Genomic DNA, 20,737 nt, shown 5'->3' on the forward strand with positions numbered 1-20,737 from the left:
ATGACTTATAGCCTAGTCAAGTGACAGCGCCAAACACGCGGGGTGCAGGTGACAAAAAGTGTCAGATAGTGCGGTTACGGGTTGTAGGAATCGGCACGACGTCCGGTTCATACCCAGCAGGCCCGGGCTGCGAGCGCTTGGCACGGGCTGTGCTGAGTCCTGTTCAGATCATGAGATTCCGACTCATGCATGGAGCGTGTCTATGAAGAAACAACAAGGTTTCACTCTGATCGAGCTGCTGATCGTTGTGGCGATCATCGGTATTCTCGCGACTGTGGCGCTGCCGCAGTACTCCAAATACCAGGCGCGGTCGAAGGTGACGGCGGGGCTGGCCGAGATCTCGGCGATGAAAGTGCCGTTCGAAGACATCATCAATCAAGGAACGAACCCCACACTGGCTGCCGTTAAAGGCGATGCGGGCACTACCACCTCGAACTGTGCGCTGACCGCCTCGGGCACCGCTGCTGATGGAGCGGGCAGCATCGTTTGTACGCTGGCCAATGCGCCAGCACCCGTGGTGGGCAAAACCATCACGCTCACGCGTACTGCTGCCAACGGCTGGTCGTGTGCAACGACCGTTGCGCCGGACTACTCCCCTAAAGGCTGTGCAGCAAGCGGTACCTGATCCGCTTGGAAGTCCGAATGATGCCCCGCACTGCGGGGCATTTTCGTTATGTCGACTACCTGGCAAAAGCTTCAATAATTTCAGCGTGTTAGGAACTTTCCGAAAAGCCGCAACTTGCATGTAGATATTTCACCGGTCATGCAATTTGCATGATTCCGAAAATATTCATAGTTTTTAAGTTATTGATTTATAAGGATTTATTAAGATTTTAAAAGTTGGCACAGCGTTCGCAATATCTCCAGTAACCCTGCTGACAAGACAACCAGCAGACTTTCCAGAAAAACAGGAGTTACTCGTATGAAGAAGTTCGCTATCACTGCCGCTGCTGCTACCGCGCTGACCCTGACCATGGCTTCCGGTGCATTTGCTCAATCGACTCAGGCCACTCAGGCGCCAATGACCCTGGCTGCCGGTGAAGTCACCAAGGCTAAAGAAGCTACTTCCGATACCTGGATCACTACCAAAGTCAAAAGCGACCTGGTAACCGAAAAAGGCATTCCTGGTACCGACATCAAAGTCGAAACCAACAAAGGTGTGGTTTCGCTGTCCTCTGAGGTCGCCATCACCGAAGCCCAGAAAACCACCGCAGTGAACATCACCAAGAAAATCAAAGGCGTGAAAGCGGTCTCCGCTGACGGCCTGAAAGCCGAGTAAGGCAAGACTTCTCGCCTGAACCGGGAGAAGACGCGACAGGCGGGCCGAGCAATACGTCTGCCGCACTTTAGAGTTCATGCGACCGGCCACAAGGATTGTGGCCATTACAGGCCCCGGCACATGTGTCGGGGCCTGTTCTATTTCAGGGGCAGGAAAAGTACGGAGGTCAGTTGCCGCGCTTGCTGTTGATCTGTTTCAGGCGATTGCCTTCAAAGCGCAGGTATTGATACATGCCGTTGCTCGGGCCGTAGGTCCACTCTTCGACCTGAAACTCTTCGCGACGGTTGGCGCTGCGCTTGTAACCGAGCAGATCGCGACTGACCGGCTCACCGCATTTTTGCAGCACCTCGCTGGCGCGGTCGCCGAGGCTCACCAGTTGGCTGCCGCAGCGCAGGGTATCGGACGCCGCAGCCTGGCTGGCGATCAACGCCAGCCCCAGTGCAGCCAGCCATTTGCAGTTCATCACTCGGCATCCAGATGCATTTGCGTCACCACCCGGCCGTCACTTTCCGCTTCGCCGAGATTGGCGTCGATGAAGTACACGCGATCGTCGGCCAGCTGGCCCTTGTCCACCAGGTAATCCTTGATGCTGCTGGCCCGGTCCTGACCGAGCTGGCGCAGCAGCACGTCGCTGGAGCTCCAGAACTTGATCACATCGGCGCGCATTTTCGCGGTGCGTTCTTCCTTGCCCAGATCCTTCCATTCGGCCGGGGGCTGGGTTTTCAGACGGGTGCGATAAATGCCCTCAAGCAGCGGGCCTTTTTCGTTATCCGGTACCTGGATCAGCGAAGCCTGAGCCGGCACCTTGTCGCCCCGGCGCTGGAGCATCTTGTAGTAGTTGTACTGGTATTCACGTTCCAGGCGCTGTTCGGCGAGCAACGGACCGTCACTGCTTTTTGCCGCGGTGCCTTCGATTTCCAGGCGCAGGGCCGGCCGCTCCTTCAGCGCTTGCGACAGTTTCACCAGCGCCGCTTCGGCATCTTTGCTCAGATCGCTGGAACCCGGTGCGAAGGACACGGTGCCGAGGTCTTCCGAGCCACCACCGCTGACCAGCCCGCCAATCAGCTTGAACGGTGCGGCGGCGGCCTTGACGATCAGGTTGCGCAGGGTCTGCCAGACAATCGGCATCACGCTGAACTGCGGGTTGTTCAGGTCGCCGGTGACCGGCAGCTCGATGGAGATCTTGCCGTCGACGTCCTTGAGCAGGGCGATCGCCAGTTTCAGCGGCAGGCTCACGGCATCCGGGCTGTCGACTTTCTCACCCAGTTGCAGCTGCTCGACCACCACCTTGTTCTCCGCCTTGAGCTGGCCTTTGGTGATCAGGTAATGCAGGTCGAGGTTGAGCCGGCCCTTGCGGATCCGGTAGCCGGCGAACTTGCCGGAGTAGGGGGTCAGGGTGGTCAGTTCGACCCGTTTGAAACTGGTGGCGATGTCGAGGCTGGCCATCGGATCGAACGGGTTGACCGCGCCCTTGATGGTCACCGGCGCATAGCGGTCGACCTTGCCTTTGACGTCGACGCTGGCGGGCTTCGCCTGACGGCTGTCGATGGTGCCGATCTGGCCGTTGAGCTGCTGGATCGCGGTGGCAAAGTTCGGGGTCAGGCTGAAGTCGGCGAAGTTGGCCGAGCCGTCATTGATCGCGATGCCACCAATGTGAATGCCCAGAGGTTTGTCATTGCTCGCCGGTTTCGCCGCGGCGGTCTTTGCCCCGGAATCCGCCGGTTGCGGGATCAGAAGGTCGTCGATGTTGGTGGTGCGGTCATCGTTGATCATGAACCGCGCATACGGCTGGAACAGGTTGACCTTGTCGATCGACAGGCTGTCGCCGTGCTGATAGTTCAGGCCTTCGACCACCACTTGCTGCCACTTGAGGAAATCGCGGGTTTTCAGGGTGTCGAGGGTGTGCAGTTGATCGACCTGAGCGCGACCGGTGACGCTGAGGGCCAGCGGGTCAGTGCTTTTCAGGTTCACTTTCAGGTCGCTGCCGAGCATGCCGCTGCGCAGTTCGAGGCGAATGAACGGGTTAATGTAGGACTGCGCGACCCGCAGGTCGATGTCCTGGGTTTTCACGTTGAGCTGCGCGGTGACCGGGGCCAGATTGACCACACCGTCGGCGCTGATTTTCCCTTGCTTGCCAAGGCCAGTGTCGAGTTTGAGGTTGAAAGGCGAGCCGTTGAGGCTGTCGAAATTCTGCAGATCGACGTTCAGCGGGGTGACATCCAGGGTGACTTCGGGCTTCGCCGAGCGGTCGGCCAGATGCACTTTGTAGTCACGCAGTTGCACGTCCTTGAGCAGCACCTGCCATGGCTTGCTCGGCGCGGTCGGCTCGGGTTTCGGCGAGTCGGCGGCGGCCGGGGTGCTTTTCGGTTCCGCCGCCGCTTTGGCGGCAGGTTTGGACGGTTGGCTGGCAAACAGTTTCTGCCAGTCCAGTTGTCCATCCGCTTCAAGCGCAGCCCAGGTTTCCAGTTTCTGGCTGCGGATCTTGCCGACCACCACTTGCTGTTTGGCCAGGTCCACGGTGGTGTCGCTGACGTCGAGACGCTCGAGTTTCGCCAGTTGACGTCCGTCCGGCGCCTTGATCGCGAACGGCGCGATGTTGACCGCCACGTTGCTCAGCAGCAGTTCGGTTTCCTTGGACAGGTTGAGCTTGTAGTCGGTGCTCAGGCTGACGACACCTTCTTCCAGCACCAGTGGCACAGCGTCGCGCACGTAAGGCCAGAAGGCTTTCATCTTGCCGTCGGTGATCTTGAGGGTGCCTTCGGAGGCGATCGGAACCAGGCTGAAATTGCCTTTCCAGTCGATCTGCCCACCGGCCGGGCCGATCGCGACGAGGGTCATGTCGGCGTTGTCTTCAGGCAGGGTGCTGAGGTTTTTCAGCTCGAAATCGAGCTTGTCGTAAACGAATTCGATCGGCTCGCTGGGGCGCGCATCCACGAAGTGCAGGTTGCCGCCGGCCAGCTGGATCCGGTCGATGCGCAGTGGAAAGGGTTTGGCGTCGGGATCGGCCGGGGTGGGCTCGCTGGCCGGGAGCTTGAACAGACCGAGAAGATTGAGCTGACCGTCCTTGGCAAACAGGATCTCGGTTTTGGATTTTTCCAGTTCGATATCGGACAGATGCAGGGCTTTGGTCCACAGGCTGTCGAGTTGCAGGTTGGCGTACAACCGTTCGAAGCCGACCTGTTCTTTGCCCGGCTCGCCGATCACCAGACCCCACAGCGTGAGTTCAAGGCTGAACGGGTTGAGTTCGATGCGCTGCAGATGCGCCGGCACCGTGGCGTAGTTGGCCAGTTGCTGATTTACCACCCTGAGCGCAATGCCCGGCAAAATCAGGAACCCCAGCAGGCTGTAGAGGGCCAGGGCAGTCAACAGGGCGCCAATCGCGCGAATCAATCCTTTGGGCATGTGCGGCTTCATCTGTCTGAATCGGAGTGCCTTGGAGTATGGCACGCGATTCCGGTTCCGAAGTACATCGCGCGAGACAGGATTGTTCAGATTTGTCTGCAATTTCTGTAGGAGCTTCCGAAGGCTGCTCCTGCAGAGGTAAAGATCAGAGCTGCAGAATCAGTGTCTTCAACGGCGGTTGTTGATCCCGCGAAGGGAAGTCGGCACCTGGCGTCATCACGCTCCATTCACGCACCGGCCGCCCGGCTTTTTCGGCGCAGCGCAGCACCTGTTCGCGCCAGTCATCCATGCTGACTTTCGCCAGATTGTTGCAGCAGATCAGCACGCCATTCTCGGCGGTGGTCAGCAAGGCCGGCTTGAGCAGACTTTGATAATCGCGCAGCAGGTCGACGGTGCCGAACGCGCTCTTGGCCCATGCGGGCGGGTCTAGCAGCACCAGATCGTACTGGCGCTGTTCGAGGCGTTGATAGCTTGGCAGTTTCTGCCCGCGACGCTGGCTGATCGGCAGGCCGGCCAGTTGGCGGATCGCCGGGAAGTAGTCGGACTGGATGAATTCCATGGTCGGCAGTTGCGGGTTGAGCTGACCGTTCTCGCGCCCCACTGCCAGATTGCCCTCGGCGAAATCCAGGTTGCACACTTCGCGCGCCCCGCCGGCCGCTGCGCTCAGACCGACGCCGCAGGTGTAGGCAAACAGGTTGAGCACGCTTTTGCCCTTGGCGTGATCCTTGACCCAGCCGCGGGTGTTGCGCAGGTCGAGGAACAGCAGCGGATCCTGCCCGGCGTGGCGTCCGCGCACACGATAATTCAGGCCCCATTCGTGGCCGACCAGATCGGCCAGCGCCGCGTCGTCGGCGCGGTAGACGCTGTCTTCACGATCGATCCGCGAGTTGCCACGGGAGCGGTCGTTGTAGACCAGCAGGGTTTCAAGGCCCAGGGTCTGGTTGACCATGGCGTGCAGTTGCAGCAGGTCTTCGCGCGCCAGGGTCTGGTGGAAACTTTGCACCATCAGTTGCGGGCCGTAGCGGTCGATGGTCAGGCCGCCGGCGCCTTCCTGGCTGCCGTGGAACAGCCGGTAGCAGTCGGTGCCTTGGCGGTGCAGCTCGGCGAGCAGTTCCTGGCGTTGATCGAGGGCGGCGCGCAGCGCCAGGTTCAAGGAAGACATGCGGGCGCCTTGCTGGAGGGAATCGGGGCGCGGGAGTTTAGCAGCAACTCGGCTGCAAGCGGCGAGCTTCAAGCTTGAGGCTCGCCGCTTGCAACTGCGCTTACTGGTTCAGGCGTTTGTCTATCAAGCCCTGCACCACGCTCGGATCCGCCAGCGTCGAGGTGTCGCCAAGACTGTCGAGTTCGTTGCAGGCGATCTTGCGCAGGATCCGCCGCATGATCTTGCCCGAGCGGGTTTTCGGCAGGGCCGAGGCCCACTGAATCAGGTCCGGTTTGGCGAAGCTGCCGATTTCCTTGCTGACGTGGGCCAGCAGTTCTTTCTTCAGTTCATCGTTGGGTTCGGTGCCATTCATCGGTGTGACGAACGCATAAATCCCCTGGCCTTTGACATCGTGGGGATAACCGACAACGGCGGCCTCAGCGATGCTGTCGTGCAGCACCAGCGCGCTCTCCACTTCGGCGGTACCGATGCGATGGCCGGAGACATTGATCACGTCGTCGATGCGCCCGGTGATCCAGTAATCGCCGTCCTCGTCGCGGCGGGCGCCGTCGCCGGTGAAGTAGTAACCGGGATAGGGCTTGAAGTAGGTGTCGACCATGCGCTGCGGATCGCCGTAGACGCTGCGGATCTGTGCCGGCCAGCTCGACTTGATCGCGAGCACGCCGCTGCCGGCGCCCTTGATTTCCTTGCCGTGCTCATCGAGCAGCACCGGTTGCACGCCGAACATCGGCCGGGTGGCGCAACCCGGTTTGATCCGTTGGGCGCTGACCAGCGGGCTGAGCATGATGCCGCCGGTTTCGGTCTGCCACCACGTATCGACTATCGGGCAGCGTTGTTCGCCGACCACGTTGAAATACCATTCCCACGCTTCCGGGTTGATCGGCTCACCGACACTGCCGAGCAATCTGAGGCTTTGTCGCGAAGTTTCCTGCAAGGGCCCGGCGCCTTCACGCATCAACGCGCGCAGGGCAGTGGGGGCGGTGTAGAAAATGTTGACCTTGTGTTTGTCGATCACCTGCCAGAAACGCGAAGTGCTCGGGTAGCTCGGCACGCCTTCGAAAATCAGGGTGGTGGCGCCGTTGGCCAGCGGGCCGTAGACGATATAGCTGTGGCCGGTAACCCAGCCGACGTCGGCGGTGCACCAGAACACTTCGCCGTCGCGGTAGTCGAGGACGTACTTGAAGGTCATCGCCGCCTGCAGCAGGTAACCGCCGGTGGTGTGCAACACGCCCTTGGGTTTGCCGGTGCTGCCGGAGGTGTAGAGGATGAACAGCGGGTCTTCGGCGTCCATCGGTTCCGGCGGGCAATCGTCGCTGACGTCGCGCACGGCCTGGTGATACCAGAGGTCGCGGCCTTCGACCCAGTCGACTTTGTTCTGGGTACGCTCGACCACCACGACGGTGCTGACATTCGGGCAACTCTGCAAAGCCTTGTCGACGTTCTGTTTCAGCGGCACGAATTTGCCACCGCGCACGCCCTCGTCGGCGGTGATCACGGTGCGGCAGTCGGCGTCGAGAATGCGGTCGCGCAATGAGTCCGGGGAGAAACCGCCAAACACTACCGAGTGAATCGCGCCGATCCGTGCGCAGGCGAGCATGGCGTAGGCGGCTTCGGGGATCATCGGCATGTAAATGCACACCCGGTCGCCTTTTTTCACGCCACGGCTTTTCAGCACGTTGGCCAGGCGGCAGACGTGGTGATGGAGTTTGCTGTAGGTGATTTGCGTCGACTCGGCCGGGTCGTCGCCTTCCCAGAGGATGGCGGTCTGATCGCCGTGCGTTTCCAGATGGCGGTCGATGCAGTTGTAGCTGACGTTCAGCTTGCCACCGGCAAACCAGGCGGCGTCGCCGGTCTTCAGGTCATAGCGCTGGACGGTCTGCCACGGCGTGCTCCAGTCGAGGAAGCGGGTGGCCTGTTCGGCCCAGAAGGTGCTGGGGTGTTCAATGGATTCGCGGTACAGGCGCTGGTAGTCGTCCTGACTCAACTGTGCAGCCCGGCGGACGGCATCGGCTTTGGGGAACGTGCTGATATCGAACATGACGGTTCCTTATTCTTGTTGTGCGACAAGGATAAAGATGCGCCGAGAGCCGAGAGGGTTCAATACCTGTAAACAAACACCCCCTCATGGCGAGGGGGTGTGTTCAGGGCAGGATCAGCCGCGGTGACGGCCGCGGAAGTAGTTGATCAGGCCTTGGGTGGACGGGTCTTCAGCGGCGGTTTCTTCGCTGCCGACCAGACGGTTGTACACGCCTTTGCCCAGTTCCTTGCCCAGTTCCACGCCCCACTGGTCGAAGGCGTTGATGCCCCAGACCACGCTTTGCACGAAGACTTTGTGTTCGTACATCGCCACCAGTGCGCCGAGACGACGCGGGCTGATGCGCTCGACCACCAGGGTGTTGCTCGGACGGTTGCCCGGGATCACCTTGTGCGGTGCGAGTTTCTGCACCTGGTCTTCGCTCATGCCTTTGTCGCGCAGTTCCGCTTCGGCTTCCGGCAGGGTCTTGCCGAGCATCAGCGCCTGGCTCTGCGACAGGCAGTTGGCGTACAGCCACTGGTGGTGGTCGGAGACCGGGTTGAAGCTGACGATCGGCACGATGAAGTCGGCCGGGATCAGTTGGGTGCCTTGGTGCAGCAACTGGTGATAAGCGTGCTGACCGTTGCAGCCGACGCCGCCCCAGATCACCGGGCCAGTGTCGGTCGACACCGGGGTGCCGTCCTGACGTACGCTCTTGCCGTTGGATTCCATGTCCAGCTGTTGCAAGTGCTTGGTGATGTTACGCAGGTAGTGGTCGTACGGCAGGATCGCGTGGCTTTGCGCGCCCCAGAAGTTGCCGTACCACACGCCGAGCAGGGCCAGCAGCACCGGCATGTTCTGTTCGAACGGCGCGCTCTGGAAATGCTGGTCCATGGTGTAGGCACCGGACAGCAGTTCCTTGAAGTTGGACATGCCGATGGCCAGCGCGATTGGCAGGCCGATGGCCGACCACAGCGAGTAACGACCGCCGACCCAGTCCCACATCGGGAAGATGTTCTCTTCGCGGATACCGAAGGCCACGGCTGCCGCGTTGTTGCTCGATACGGCGATGAAGTGGCGATACAGCTCGGCTTCCGAACCACCCTGAGCCAGGTACCAGGCGCGTGCGGCCTGAGCGTTTTTCAGGGTTTCGAGGGTGTTGAACGACTTCGAGGAAACGATGAACAGCGTGGTCTCGGCGCGCAGTTTTTGCGTCAGCTCGTGGAATTCGCTGCCGTCGATGTTCGCCAGGTAATGGCAACGCACGCCTTTCTGGGCGTAGGACAGCAGGGCTTCGGAAACCAGCTCGGGGCCGAGGAACGAGCCACCGATGCCGATGTTCACAACGTCGGTGATCGGCTTCTCGGTGTAACCACGCCACAGACCGTCGTGGATGCGGCCCACGAGATCGGTGATCTGGTTCAGCACCTTGTGTACTTCAGGCATCACGTTGACGCCGTTGACCGACAGCTTGTCGCCGACCGGGCGACGCAGGGCGGTGTGCAGCGCCGGGCGGCCTTCGGAGGAGTTGACGATTTCACCGTCGAACAGCGCCTTGATCGCGCCCTTGAGATCGACTTCGTTGGCCAGACCCACCAGCAGGTTGCGGGTCTCGGCGTTGATCAGATTCTTCGAATAGTCGAGAAACAGTCCGCAGCTGCTGAGAGTGAACTGATTGAAGCGCTGCGGATCGGCGTTGAAGGCTTCGCGCATGCTGAAATCCTGCATGGCTTGGCGGTGATCTTTCAACGCTTGCCAGGCAGGCAGAGCGGTAACGTCATGAGGAGTGCGGTAGTACGCCATCGCTGCGGTTTTCCTTTTTACTTGAACGGCCTTTTGAACTCTGAAAAGACCTCCCCGCCATGTTTGGGCGAGGGGGCAACTGCGTCGACACGATTACTTTGGCGCAGGGCGAATACAGTAAACCCAGCGCCGCGATCTGTCTTGGCTTTGTCTGACCTGTTTTCGGTACTTTTTTAACATTGATAACAGACGGGGCCGACAGACGGCGAGTAATGCGAGCAAGTCCCTGCTTATCGCGTGGCGTCGAACGGCAGGAAGTTTGCCCGATGGGCAGGTGCTCAGCAATACGGTCTGGAAGTGCGTGCAGACGCTGTGGGAGCGGGGTTGCTCCCACAGCGTTTGCCGGTGTTCAGGCGGGGGTATCGAGATTCAGATGCAGGTTGTCGATCAACCGGGTGGTGCCGAGGAAGGCCGCGACCAGAATCACCAGATCGCGATCCTCCGCCGTTGCCGGACGCAGGGTCAGGGCGTGGCGGATTTCCAGGTAGTCCGGACGCAGGCCGGCGGCTTCCAGTTGCTGGCGTTGCGCCTGGATCAGGGCAGGGAAGTCGCGCTCGCCTTGCTTGATCGACTCGGCAATGCTGCTCAGGGTGCGATAGACCACCGGCGCCACGGCGCGCTGTTCTTCACTGAGGAATCCGTTGCGCGACGACAGCGCCAGACCGTCGGCGGCGCGTACGGTCGGCTCGCCAATGATCTGGATCGGCATGTTCAGGTCGTGCACCAGCGCGCGGATCACCGCCAGTTGCTGGAAGTCTTTCTGGCCGAAGATCGCCAGGTCCGGCTGGACCATGTTGAACAGCTTGCTGACCACCGTCGCCACGCCTTCGAAGTGCCCCGGACGGCTGGCGCCGCACAGGCCTTCGGAGAGTTGCGGCACGCTGACCCGGGTCTGTCCGGCCATGCCGTCGGGGTACATTTCCTCGACGGTCGGGGCGAACAGCAGATCGCATCCGGCTTCCAGCAGTTTTTCCTGATCCGCCGCCAGGGTGCGCGGGTACTTGTCGAGGTCTTCGCCGGCGCCGAACTGCAGCGGGTTGACGAAAATGCTCGCGACCACGAAGTCCACACGCTGGGTGGCCTTGGTGATCAGGGCAATGTGGCCGCTGTGCAGGTTGCCCATGGTCGGCACGAAGCCGATGCGCTTGCCTTCACTGCGGGCGCGCGCCACGGCGGCGCGCAGTTCACGTACGGTTTTGACGGTGTTCATGCAGAGAATCCGTGTTCGATCCCGGGGAAAGTGGTGGCTTTGACTTCACTGACGTAAGCCTTCAGCGCGGACTGGATGCTGTCCTGACCCTGCATGAAGTTCTTCACGAATTTCGGCACACGTCCGCTGATCGACAGGCCGAGCATGTCGTGCAGTACCAGCACCTGACCGTCGGTGTCGCTGCCGGCGCCAATGCCGATCACCGGGATTTTCACGGCCTGGCTGATTTCAGCCGCCAGTTCGCTCGGCACGCATTCGAGCAGCAGCATGGCTGCACCGGCCTGCTCCAGCGAGATCGCGTCGGCGCGCATCTGGCGTGCCTGGTTCTCGTTGCGGCCTTGCACTTTATAGCCACCGAGAATGTTCACGGCTTGCGGGGTCAGGCCCATGTGGGCGCAGACCGGCACACCGCGTTCGGCCAGCAGGCGGATCGAGTCCGCCAGCCACAAGGCGCCTTCGACCTTGACCATGTGTGCGCCGGCCTGCATCAGCTGGGCGCTGTTGGTCATGGTTTGCTCGAGGGTGGCGTTGGCCATGAACGGCAGGTCGGCCAGGATCAGGGCATCAGAGTTGCCGCGTTTGACGCTGGCAACGTGGTAGGCCATTTCTGCGGTGGTCACCGGCAGGGTGCTGTCGTGACCCTGCAGGACCATGCCGAGGGAGTCGCCCACCAGCAGCACTTCGACACCGGCCTCGTTGCAGGCGTGGGCGAAGGTCGCGTCATAGCAGGTCAGCATGGTGATCTTTTCACCTTTCTGCTTGAGGCTCTGGAGCGTGGTCAGGGTGATGGCTGGCATGTAAGAAATCCTCGTTCAGGCGCTTTGGAAACTACTGCGAGTAACGCGCGTGATTCGTCATCTACTCAGGCGCACGCTCTTTTGTCGTGCTTATAAGGCCTGGATTGCGCCCTTGTATGCCGGGTTGGCGGCAGCGGGACGCCTATAGTCGTGATGAGGCCTCAGGAAGTCAATTGCATGTGTTACCGCATTGTTACGAGGGGAGTGTTACCGGCGTTACTGATGCGATTCAGCGGGCCGGCGGGCCTGATCGGCGGGTTTTTTGTCCTACAAGAAAGCAAAATGCGGGAGCCGGTTGGCTCCCGCATCAGCGGTGTGTGTCAGGCGTTAGAGAGGCGTTCGAGGCCGACGAACGGGCAGGCTGCGAGAAGATCGGCAAGGGTGCGGCCATCGGCCAGACGCAGATCTTCGGGCGCCAGTTCGGCCAGGGGATAGAGAACGAACGCGCGTTCCTGCATGTGGTAATGCGGGACTTTCAGGCGCTGCTCGTCGATCAGGCGATCACCGAACAGCAGAATGTCCAGATCCAGCGTGCGTGGGCCCCAGCGCTCCAGGCGTTCGCGGCCCTGACCGTTTTCGATCGCCTGCAAGGCATCGAGCAGATCCAGCGGGGCAAGCGCGCTATCGAGTGCGGCGACCGCGTTGGTGTAACGCGGTTGGCCCGGCAGTAGCGAGTCGCTTTGGTAGAAGGCAGACACACCGACCAGTTCGGTGTCGGGCAATTGCCCCAGCGCGTCGACCGCGCTGCGCAGTTGTTCGGCCGGGTCAGCCAGGTTGCTGCCCATGCCGATGTAGATGCGTTCCATGCCTTATTCGCCCGTGGCGCTCGGTGCGCCAGCGCGTTTGCGTTTGGAACCGCTGCTGCGGCGACGCTTGCGCGGTGCGCCACTGGCGTCATCACCCTTACCGCTGAGGTCACGGATCATGTCGCGACGTTCGCTGTCGTTGGCGTCCTGATAATCGGTCCACCATTCGCCGAGGCCATCGGTCTGCTCACCGGCGCTCTCACGCAGCAGCAGGAAATCGTAGCCGGCGCGGAAGCGCGGATTGTCCAGCAGCAGATCGGCGCGTTTGCCGCTGCGGCGTGGCAGGCGTTCCTGCATGTCCCAGATCTCGCGGATCGGCATGGTGAAACGTTTTGGAATCGCGATGCGCTGGCACTGTTCGGCGATCAGTTCGTGAGCGCCTTCCTGCATGGCCGGAATCGGCGGCATGCCGCGCTCTTGCAGACGCAACACGCGGGCCGGCAGGGCAGGCCACAGCAGCGCGGCGAACAGGAACGCCGGGGTTACCGGTTTGTTCTGCTTGATCCGCAGGTCGGTGTTGGTAAGTGCTTCGCTGATCAGCGTGTGGGTGTATTCCGGGTTGTGTTCCAGCGCATCGGCACTGGCCGGGAACAGCGGCGCGAACAGTTGCAGGTCGACCAGCATTTCGAAGGTGATGGCACCGTGGCCGGAGAGGAACAGCTTGAGCACTTCCTCGAACAGACGGGCCGACGGAATCTCGCGCAGCATCGGCGCCAGTTCACGAATCGGCTGGACGGTGTGCTTCTCGATACCGAAATTGAGCTTGGCGGCGAAACGCACGGCCCGCAGCATCCGCACCGGGTCTTCCTGGTAACGTTGCTTCGGGTCGCCGATCAGGCGGATCAGGTGATTGCGGATGTCGTGCACGCCGTTGGCGTAGTCGAGGATGCGCTCGCTGACCGGATCGTAATACAGGGCGTTGATGGTGAAGTCGCGGCGTTGCGCGTCTTCTTCCAGGGTGCCGTAGACGTTGTCGCGCAGAATGCGCCCGCTCTCGTTGCGCGAAGACTGGTTGCTGTCTTCGTCGTCTTCGTTTTGCGGGTGATTGGCGCGGAAGGTCGCGACTTCAATGATTTCGCGACCGAAATGGATATGTACCAGCTTGAAGCGGCGGCCGATGATCCGCGCATTGCGGAATTCGGCGCGAACCTGCTCGGGGGTGGCGCTGGTGGCGACGTCGAAGTCTTTGGGCGTGATGCCCAGCAGCATGTCTCGCACGCAACCGCCAACCAGGTAGGCCTGGTAGCCGGCGCCCTGCAGACGTTCGACGATGTTGACCGCGTAACGGCTGAATTGCGCCTTCTGCAGCGAATGTTGGCCGCTGTTGAGGACTTCAGGCGTGCTACGGATGTGTTGCGTACGACGCAGGGGAGTTCGGAATGACTGGAACAGCTTCTTCAGCATGGGATGCACTGTTTGAAGGAATGTTCGGCCATACCAGAGAATGACCGCATGATGGGCCGGGATTCTAGCATTTAGTCGAGGGATGGTGTAGGACGCTGCCGTTTTGCGCTGCAAGCCGCAGGCTAGAGGGGGTGAAGATGCGTCAGAAGGGGGGGATTTGCCGTAAAGGAGAAACTACAAGGGGAGCCGAAGCTCCCCAAGAAGTAGTTGCGTGCTCTTTTTATTATTGATTCGGGCTTCTTGTTTTTGTTGAGTGCCCTCGCCATGAAGCTTTTCCTTCATGGCCCTCCCAATCGGGAGCCAAGAGCAAACGGATTGCTTTGGTCGCTGTGTTGCAGTGATCTTGCGATCCAACCAGTACAGGCTCTGTCTTAAGACAGTTTTTGTTGTTCTCGGCCTGGTCGTGGGGCTAGCCCCAAATACAACGCCTCTCCAAAAGAATCAGTTAGCTGCGCCTCTCGCCGTCTTGTTTTTATTGTGCGTGAGTCGATTCGTCTTATTTTTATTGTCTTGTGCATTGCTTGTTATTGTTCTTGTACCAAACATATAGCAGGTGCCGTGCCAACTTTTGCGAACCCCAATAAAACAAGGGGTTAGGTCGATATAACCGTTTTCGCAAGGCGAAAAAAAGCCGGGGTTTCGTTACCGATAACCCCGGCTTCTGTTACGTGAAAAGACTGAGGTAACAGTTTTTTCACATCCTCAACCGTTACCCGCCCACTCGACAGGTAACGTTCAGCTCTCGCTGGCGACCCCGGTCTTGCGCCGTGGAATGCCCAGACGCTGACGACGCTCCCACAGGCATTTGCGGCTGACGCCCAGTTTGCGCGCCAGTTCGGTCTCGGTCATGTGGTCCTGATGCTCGAGTACGAAATGCTGGAAGTAGTCTTCCAGTGACAGGTCTTCGGTCGGCTCGTGGCTGCTGTTGCTGGCGTTACCGGCCGTTTGCGCCGGCAGGCCGATGAATTCGTCGTCCTCCAGGTCGCCCAGCTCGATGTCGATGCCCAGCAGGTCGGCAGAAATTTCCGGGCTTTCGCTCAGAATCACGGCGCGCTCGACGGCGTTTTCCAGCTCCCGCACGTTACCCGGCCAGGAATAGTGCCGGATCGCCTGTTCGGCATCGGCGGCAAATTTCAGGTCGGTGCGGTTGATGCGGGCGCTCTGACGAGCAAGGAACGCATTGGCGATTTCGTTGACGTCGGCGCCACGCTCGCGCAGGGCCGGCAGTTTCAACGCGATCACATGGAGGCGGTAGTACAAGTCTTCACGGAACTGGCCGATTTTCGCCAGGCTCTTGAGGTCCCGGTGGGTCGCGGCGATCAACCGGACATCGACCTTCTGCGACTGGACCGAGCCCACCCGGCGAATTTCGCCTTCCTGCAATACGCGCAGCAAACGAGCCTGGGCTTCCAGTGGCAATTCACCGATCTCGTCGAGGAACAGCGTGCCGCCGTCCGCCGCTTCCACCAGACCGGCGCGACCGGCGCTGGCACCGGTGAACGCACCTTTCTCGTGACCGAACAGTTCGGACTCGATCAGGCTTTCCGGAATGGCTGCGCAGTTCACCGAGATCATCGGCGCCTTGGCGCGTTTCGACAGGTTGTGCAGGGCGCGGGCCACCAGCTCCTTACCGGTACCGGATTCGCCCTGGATCAGCACATTGGAGTCGGTCGGCGCGACTTTACGGATCTTGCCGTAAAGGTCCTGCATCGGCGGACACGAGCCGATGATGCCGATTTCGCCATTGCTGTTGTCGATGGCGGATTTGCCGCTGCCATTGGCCGATTTGGCGGGAGTCGCTTCGCCGGCGGCAGGCGCCGACTGGCGATCACGCAGGATCCGCGCGACAGCCTGAAGCATCTCATCGTGGTCGAAAGGCTTGGCGATGTAATCCACCGCGCCCATCTTCATTGAGTCGACCGCCGAGCGGAGGCTGGCGTAGCTGGTCATGATCAGCACCGGCGTGCCCTGGCCGAGCTTGATCAGCTCGGTACCCGGAGCGCCCGGCAGTCGCAGGTCGCTGACGATCAGATCGAATGTGGGAATACTGAAGCGTTCTTGTGCTTCCTGCACTGAACCGGCTTCGCTGACCTGGTACTGGTTGCGTTCCAGCAGGCGGCGCAAGGCGGAGCGGATAATGGTTTCGTCTTCGACGATCAAAATGTGCGGCATTGATTCGATACTCTCGACGGTCTCAGTTCACAGCGGACGTCGCTTCGACATGGCGCGGCAATGTCACCCGGATACGGGTGCCGCGCTGGCTCTGAACATCAGCCGGGCTGTCGATGGTGATTTGTCCATAATGCTCTTCAACGATGGAATAGACCAGTGCAAGGCCCAGACCGGTGCCTTCGCCAGGATCCTTGGTGGTGAAGAAGGGTTCGAACAATCGGTCCATGATGCTCGACGGAATACCGCTGCCTTCGTCTTCGACGATCAGATCGACCGTGTGTTCGCCGGCTTCGCTCTTGACCCGCACCGCACTGCCGGCAGGCGAGGCGTCACGGGCGTTGGAGAGCAGATTGATCAAAACCTGGGCGAGCCGCTGCGGGTCGCCTTCGACCCAGTGATCGGGATCGCACAGGTTGTAAAACTGGACTTCGAAATTGCGTCGGTTCAGAGCCAGCAGGCCGATGGCGTCCTGGGCCACTTCCGCCAGACAGACGGGCTCGTCGCTGTGCTGATGGCTGCCGGCGTGGGCGAAGCTCATCAACGACTGGACGATGCGTGACACGCGTTTGGTCTGCTCGAGGATCTGGCCGCTGATTTCTGTCAGCTCACCATCTTCTTCGCGCTCTTCCCGCAGGTTCTGCGCAAGGCAGGCGATGCCGGTGATCGGGTTGCCGATTTCGTGAGCAACACCCGCCGCGAGTCGACCGATGCTGGCCAGACGCTCGGAGTGCACCAACTTGTCTTCGAGCATTTGGGTTTCGGTCAGGTCTTCCACCAGCAGCACCAGGCCGCTGTTGCCCGGTGCCAGCGGCTCGTCGATGGCCGCTTTGTGCAGGTTCAGCCAGCGGGTCTGGCCGTCGAGGGCCAGATGCTGTTTGTGCAAGTGTTCGTCGGGCAGGTGGATGAAGCCTTGCAGCAGATCTTTCCACGGATTGGCGATGGTGCTCAGGCGTGAGCCGACCACCCGTTGCGCGGCAATCCCGGTCAGTTCTTCCATGGCCTTGTTCCACATCAGGATCTCCTGATCCTTGGCCAGCGAGCAGACGCCCATCGGCAGTTCCTGCAAGGTCTGGCGGTGGTAGCGGCGCAAGGCGTCGAGTTCGGCGGCCAGCCCGGTAAGACGCGAGTGGTAATCCTCGAGGCGGCTTTCGATGAAATGGATGTCTTCGGTGACGTAGTTTTCACCGCCGGCCTTGTACGGCAGGAAGGTTTCCACCATGTCCTGGGCGACGCTCGGGCCCATCAGGCCGGACAAGTTGGCTTCGATCCGGTCGCGCAGGCGGCGCAAGGCATAAGGTCGGCGCTCGTCGAATGGCAGATAAAGGTCGCGCAGGGCTTGTTCGACCTCTTTCTGCGCAGCCTTGGCGCCCAGCGGCTTGGCCAGTTGTGTGGCGAATTCCTGCGGGGAGGCGGCGTGCAATTCGCGGCGCTGCGGGCGACGTACGTTATCCACAGCGCAGGCTTCGGCGGCGCTGGCCTCTTCCGGGCTGGCATTGGTGAACAGCGAAATCAGCGTGAACATCAGGACGTTGGCCGCCAGCGAGGCGATGGCCGCCATGTGCCAACTGGTGTCGTCCAGCACGTAGATCATGTTCAACAGCGGAATATAGAAACCCTGCAGATTGCCGACCAGCGGCAACAGCATGGTCACGACCCACACCACAATCCCCGCCAGCAGACCGGCGATAAAGCCGCGGCGATTGGCGGTCGGCCAGTACAGTACCGAGAGCACACCCGGCAGGAATTGCAGGGTCGCAACGAAGGCAACGATGCCGAGGTTGGCCAGATCCTGCTCGGCGCCGAGCATCAGGTAGAAGCAGAAGCCGGCCATGATGATCGCGACGATCAGTGCCCGACGGGTCCATTTCAGCCAGCGATAGATATTGCCTTCGGCCGGTGGCTGATAGAGCGGCAGCACCAGATGGTTCAGGGCCATGCCCGACAGCGCCAGTGTGGTGACGATGATCAGGCCGCTGGCTGCCGACAGTCCGCCGACATACGCCAGCAGCGCCAGCGACTTGCTGTTGGCGGCGATGCCGATGCCGAGGGTGAAGTATTCCGGATTGGTGGTTGCGCCGAGTTTCAGGCCGGCCCAGAGAATCAGCGGCACGGCCAGGCTCATTAACAGCAGGAACAGCGGCAGGCCCCAGCTCGCGCTGACCAGCGAGCGCGGGTTGAGGTTTTCGGTGAAGGTCATGTGATACATGTGCGGCATCACGATCGCCGACGCGAAGAACACCAGCAGCAACGTGCGCCACGGGCCTTCCTGCAATGGCGTGTGCAGGGCGGCGAGGGCGGTCTGGTTCTGCAGCAGCCACAGTTCAAGTTGCTGCGGGCCGTCGAAGACGCCGTACAGCGCGTAGAGGCCGACACCGCCGAGGGCGGCCAGTTTGATCACCGATTCGAAGGCAATCGCGAACACCAGCCCTTCGTGCTTTTCACGGGTGGCGATATGACGGGAACCGAAGAAGATCGTGAACAGGATGATCAGCGCACAGAACGCCAGGGCCACGCGATTCTGCACCGGTTCGCCGGTGAGGATGCCAATGGAATCGGCCACCGCCTGGATCTGCAACGCCAGCAGCGGCAATACGCCGATCAGCATGAAAATCGTGGTCAGCGCGCCGGCCCAGGTGCTGCGAAAGCGGAAGGCGAACAGGTCCGCCAGCGACGACAATTGATAAGTGCGGGTTATCTTCAGAATCGGATACAGCAGCACCGGCGCCAGTAGAAATGCGCCGGAGACCCCGAGATAACTGGACAGAAAACCGTAGCCGTACTGATAGGCCAGACCGACCGTGCCATAGAACGCCCACGCACTGGCGTAGACCCCCAGCGACAGGGTGTAGGTCAGCGGATGGCGAATGATCGCCCGCGGGATCATGCCCCGTTCACTGATCCAGGCCACGCCGAACAACGCGGCCAGGTAGGCGGCGCTGATCAGCAGCATCTGGGTCAGGCTAAAGCTCATCGGCATCTTTTTGGCTCTGCAGGATGAAGGTCACGACAATCAGGATCAGCCAGAGCAGATAAGGGCGATACCAGGCGCCCGTAGCGTCGATCCACCAATCCATGATGGCGGGAGAAAACAGGTAGATCCCCACGACCAAAAGCAGGACCAAGCGATAGATGTACATCCCGGCCTCTCTTTTTTATGCGCGTGCCCGAAAACGTGCGGCGATGGTAACGGATGGGCGCGCCACTGCAAGTGTCGTCACAGCAGTTGCGCTTCGGGCAGGGTCAGTGTGCGCGGGATTTTCAAGGCATCCCAGTGGGCGCTGCCCCAGTTCAACAGTTCCTGCGGCGAGGCGTGGGCCAGTTCGGGCCCCGGGTTTTGCCCCAATGCGCGCAGGGCCCGCAGCAACAATGGCGTGGCCTGATCGGCTTCCAGTGGTGGCGAGCGGTATGACTTGCCGAGCTTGTTGCCGTCCGGCTGGGTAATCAGTGGCAGATGCAGATAGCGCGGTTGGCGCAGGCCCAGCAATTCCTGCAGGTAGAGCTGGCGCGGTGTGGAGTCGAGCAGATCGGCACCGCGCACGATGTCGGTGATGCCCTGCCAGGCGTCGTCCAGCACCACCGCCAGTTGGTAGGCGTAGAGACCGTCGCGGCGGCGGATTACGAAATCACCCACGTCGCGGCCCAGATGCTGGCGGTATTCGCCCTGCACCCGGTCGATGAAGTGGTATTCCAGCTCCGGCACGCGCAGGCGAATCGCCGCGTCTTCCTGACCATGGCCGGCATTGCGGCACAGTCCCGGATAAATGCCGTGGTACGGCTCCAATTGTTTGCGCGAGCAGGTGCAGGCGTAGGCGAGGCCGTGATTGAACAGGCTGTCGAGCACTTGCGCGTAGGCCTCGTGCCGATCGCTCTGGCGAACCATCTCGCCGTCCCATTCGAAACCGTAGCTTTCCAGCGCCTTGAGAATCGCCGCTTGCGCACCCGGTTCTTCGCGAGGCGGATCGAGGTCTTCCATGCGCACCAGCCAGCGGCCATTCACCGAGCGGGCATCCAGATAAGAAGCGAGCGCCGCTACCAGCGAGCCAAAGTGCAGATGTCCACTGGGGGTCGGGGCAAAGCGGCCAATATAGGCGGGGGAGGTGTTGGCAGTCATGAGGGCGATGTTACTTGAGAGTCAAAAAACAGCAGAAACAAAAACGGAGCGTTCGCACGCTCCGTTTTTCGTTCAGGCCGGGATTATTTGCCGACCTGCTTTTCCTTGATTTCCGCCAGGTTCTTGCAGTCGACGCACATGTCGGCAGTCGGGCGGGCTTCAAGGCGCTTGACGCCGATCTCGATGCCGCAAGAGTCGCACCAGCCGTACTCTTCGTCTTCGATCAGTTGCAGGGTCTTGTCGATCTTCTTGATCAGTTTGCGCTCGCGGTCGCGGGCGCGCAGCTCGAGGGCGAACTCTTCTTCCTGGCTGGCACGGTCGGCCGGATCAGGAAAGTTGGCCGCTTCGTCTTTCATGTGATCAACAGTGCGGTCGACTTCCTGCATCAAGTCCAGTTTCCACTTGGTCAGGATCTTGGTGAAGTGCGCGCGCATTGGAGCGCCCATGTACTCTTCGCCCGCTTTCGGGACGTAGGGTTCGAAACCGCTGAGTGTCTGACTTGCCTGTTGCTTTGCTTGGGTGGGCATGAAATGGACCGCCTCTACTCTTGTAATCCATTGCGCAGGATTGCTCCATC

Annotated in this window: 16 protein-coding genes; 2 read left to right on the top strand and 14 right to left on the bottom strand. The window is 60.8% G+C overall.

What is annotated here, in order from left to right:
• The first annotated feature begins 202 nt into the window (after nt 1-202).
• Both PMI24_RS26570 and PMI24_RS26575 read left to right on the top strand, forming a co-directional pair.
• Complete coding sequence (locus PMI24_RS26570; RefSeq protein WP_007959597.1) at nt 203-625, top strand: pilin; 423 nt, start codon at nt 203-205, stop codon at nt 623-625.
• A gap of 297 nt (nt 626-922) precedes the next feature.
• Nucleotides 923-1,279, top strand: coding sequence for a BON domain-containing protein (locus PMI24_RS26575; protein WP_007959598.1), 357 nt, complete (start codon nt 923-925; stop codon nt 1,277-1,279).
• 166 nt (nt 1,280-1,445) lie between these two features.
• On the opposite strand, the gene PMI24_RS26580 is transcribed toward PMI24_RS26575, so the two are convergent.
• The 14 genes from PMI24_RS26580 to dksA form a co-directional block, all read right to left on the bottom strand.
• On the bottom strand, nt 1,446-1,742 hold the full coding sequence (locus tag PMI24_RS26580; protein WP_007959599.1) for a DUF2845 domain-containing protein: 297 nt from the start codon (nt 1,740-1,742) through the stop codon (nt 1,446-1,448).
• Nucleotides 1,742-4,693 (bottom strand): DUF748 domain-containing protein, encoded by a 2,952-nt coding sequence (locus PMI24_RS26585; protein WP_007959600.1) that lies wholly within the window; start codon nt 4,691-4,693, stop codon nt 1,742-1,744. Before PMI24_RS26585 ends, PMI24_RS26580 begins: the two co-directional genes overlap by 1 nt.
• A 133-nt stretch (nt 4,694-4,826) precedes the next feature.
• Nucleotides 4,827-5,843, bottom strand: coding sequence for a class I SAM-dependent rRNA methyltransferase (locus tag PMI24_RS26590; RefSeq protein WP_007959601.1), 1,017 nt, complete (start codon nt 5,841-5,843; stop codon nt 4,827-4,829).
• Between the two features lie 100 nt (nt 5,844-5,943).
• Nucleotides 5,944-7,881, bottom strand: coding sequence for an acetate--CoA ligase (acs, locus tag PMI24_RS26595; protein WP_007959602.1), 1,938 nt, complete (start codon nt 7,879-7,881; stop codon nt 5,944-5,946).
• A 114-nt stretch (nt 7,882-7,995) separates the two neighbouring features.
• Nucleotides 7,996-9,660 (bottom strand): glucose-6-phosphate isomerase, encoded by a 1,665-nt coding sequence (pgi, locus tag PMI24_RS26600; protein WP_007959603.1) that lies wholly within the window; start codon nt 9,658-9,660, stop codon nt 7,996-7,998.
• Nucleotides 9,661-10,009: 349 nt separating this feature from the next.
• Nucleotides 10,010-10,870, bottom strand: coding sequence for a pantoate--beta-alanine ligase (gene panC / locus PMI24_RS26605; protein ID WP_007959604.1), 861 nt, complete (start codon nt 10,868-10,870; stop codon nt 10,010-10,012).
• On the bottom strand, nt 10,867-11,667 hold the full coding sequence (gene panB / locus PMI24_RS26610; protein ID WP_007959605.1) for a 3-methyl-2-oxobutanoate hydroxymethyltransferase: 801 nt from the start codon (nt 11,665-11,667) through the stop codon (nt 10,867-10,869). Before panB ends, panC begins: the two co-directional genes overlap by 4 nt.
• Before the next feature lie 320 nt (nt 11,668-11,987).
• Nucleotides 11,988-12,473: a 2-amino-4-hydroxy-6-hydroxymethyldihydropteridine diphosphokinase gene (folK, locus tag PMI24_RS26615; protein ID WP_007959607.1), complete on the bottom strand. Its 486-nt coding sequence runs from the start codon at nt 12,471-12,473 to the stop codon at nt 11,988-11,990.
• Nucleotides 12,474-12,476: 3 nt separating this feature from the next.
• Nucleotides 12,477-13,877 (bottom strand): polynucleotide adenylyltransferase PcnB, encoded by a 1,401-nt coding sequence (locus PMI24_RS26620; RefSeq protein ID WP_007959609.1) that lies wholly within the window; start codon nt 13,875-13,877, stop codon nt 12,477-12,479.
• A gap of 735 nt (nt 13,878-14,612) precedes the next feature.
• Nucleotides 14,613-16,049: a sigma-54-dependent transcriptional regulator gene (locus tag PMI24_RS26625; protein ID WP_007959611.1), complete on the bottom strand. Its 1,437-nt coding sequence runs from the start codon at nt 16,047-16,049 to the stop codon at nt 14,613-14,615.
• A gap of 22 nt (nt 16,050-16,071) precedes the next feature.
• Nucleotides 16,072-19,026, bottom strand: a complete 2,955-nt coding sequence (locus PMI24_RS26630; protein WP_007959612.1) for a sensor histidine kinase — start codon at nt 19,024-19,026, stop codon at nt 16,072-16,074.
• Nucleotides 19,010-19,186: a hypothetical protein gene (locus PMI24_RS29175; protein ID WP_003176118.1), complete on the bottom strand. Its 177-nt coding sequence runs from the start codon at nt 19,184-19,186 to the stop codon at nt 19,010-19,012. Before PMI24_RS29175 ends, PMI24_RS26630 begins: the two co-directional genes overlap by 17 nt.
• 77 nt (nt 19,187-19,263) lie before the next feature.
• On the bottom strand, nt 19,264-20,160 hold the full coding sequence (gluQRS, locus tag PMI24_RS26640) for a tRNA glutamyl-Q(34) synthetase GluQRS (RefSeq protein ID WP_007959614.1): 897 nt from the start codon (nt 20,158-20,160) through the stop codon (nt 19,264-19,266).
• Between the two features lie 83 nt (nt 20,161-20,243).
• Nucleotides 20,244-20,687: an RNA polymerase-binding protein DksA gene (gene dksA, locus PMI24_RS26645; protein WP_007959616.1), complete on the bottom strand. Its 444-nt coding sequence runs from the start codon at nt 20,685-20,687 to the stop codon at nt 20,244-20,246.
• Nucleotides 20,688-20,737 lie beyond the last annotated feature (50 nt).

The organism is Pseudomonas sp. GM25 (assembly GCF_000282255.1).
Taxonomy (GTDB): domain Bacteria; phylum Pseudomonadota; class Gammaproteobacteria; order Pseudomonadales; family Pseudomonadaceae; genus Aquipseudomonas; species Aquipseudomonas aphyarum.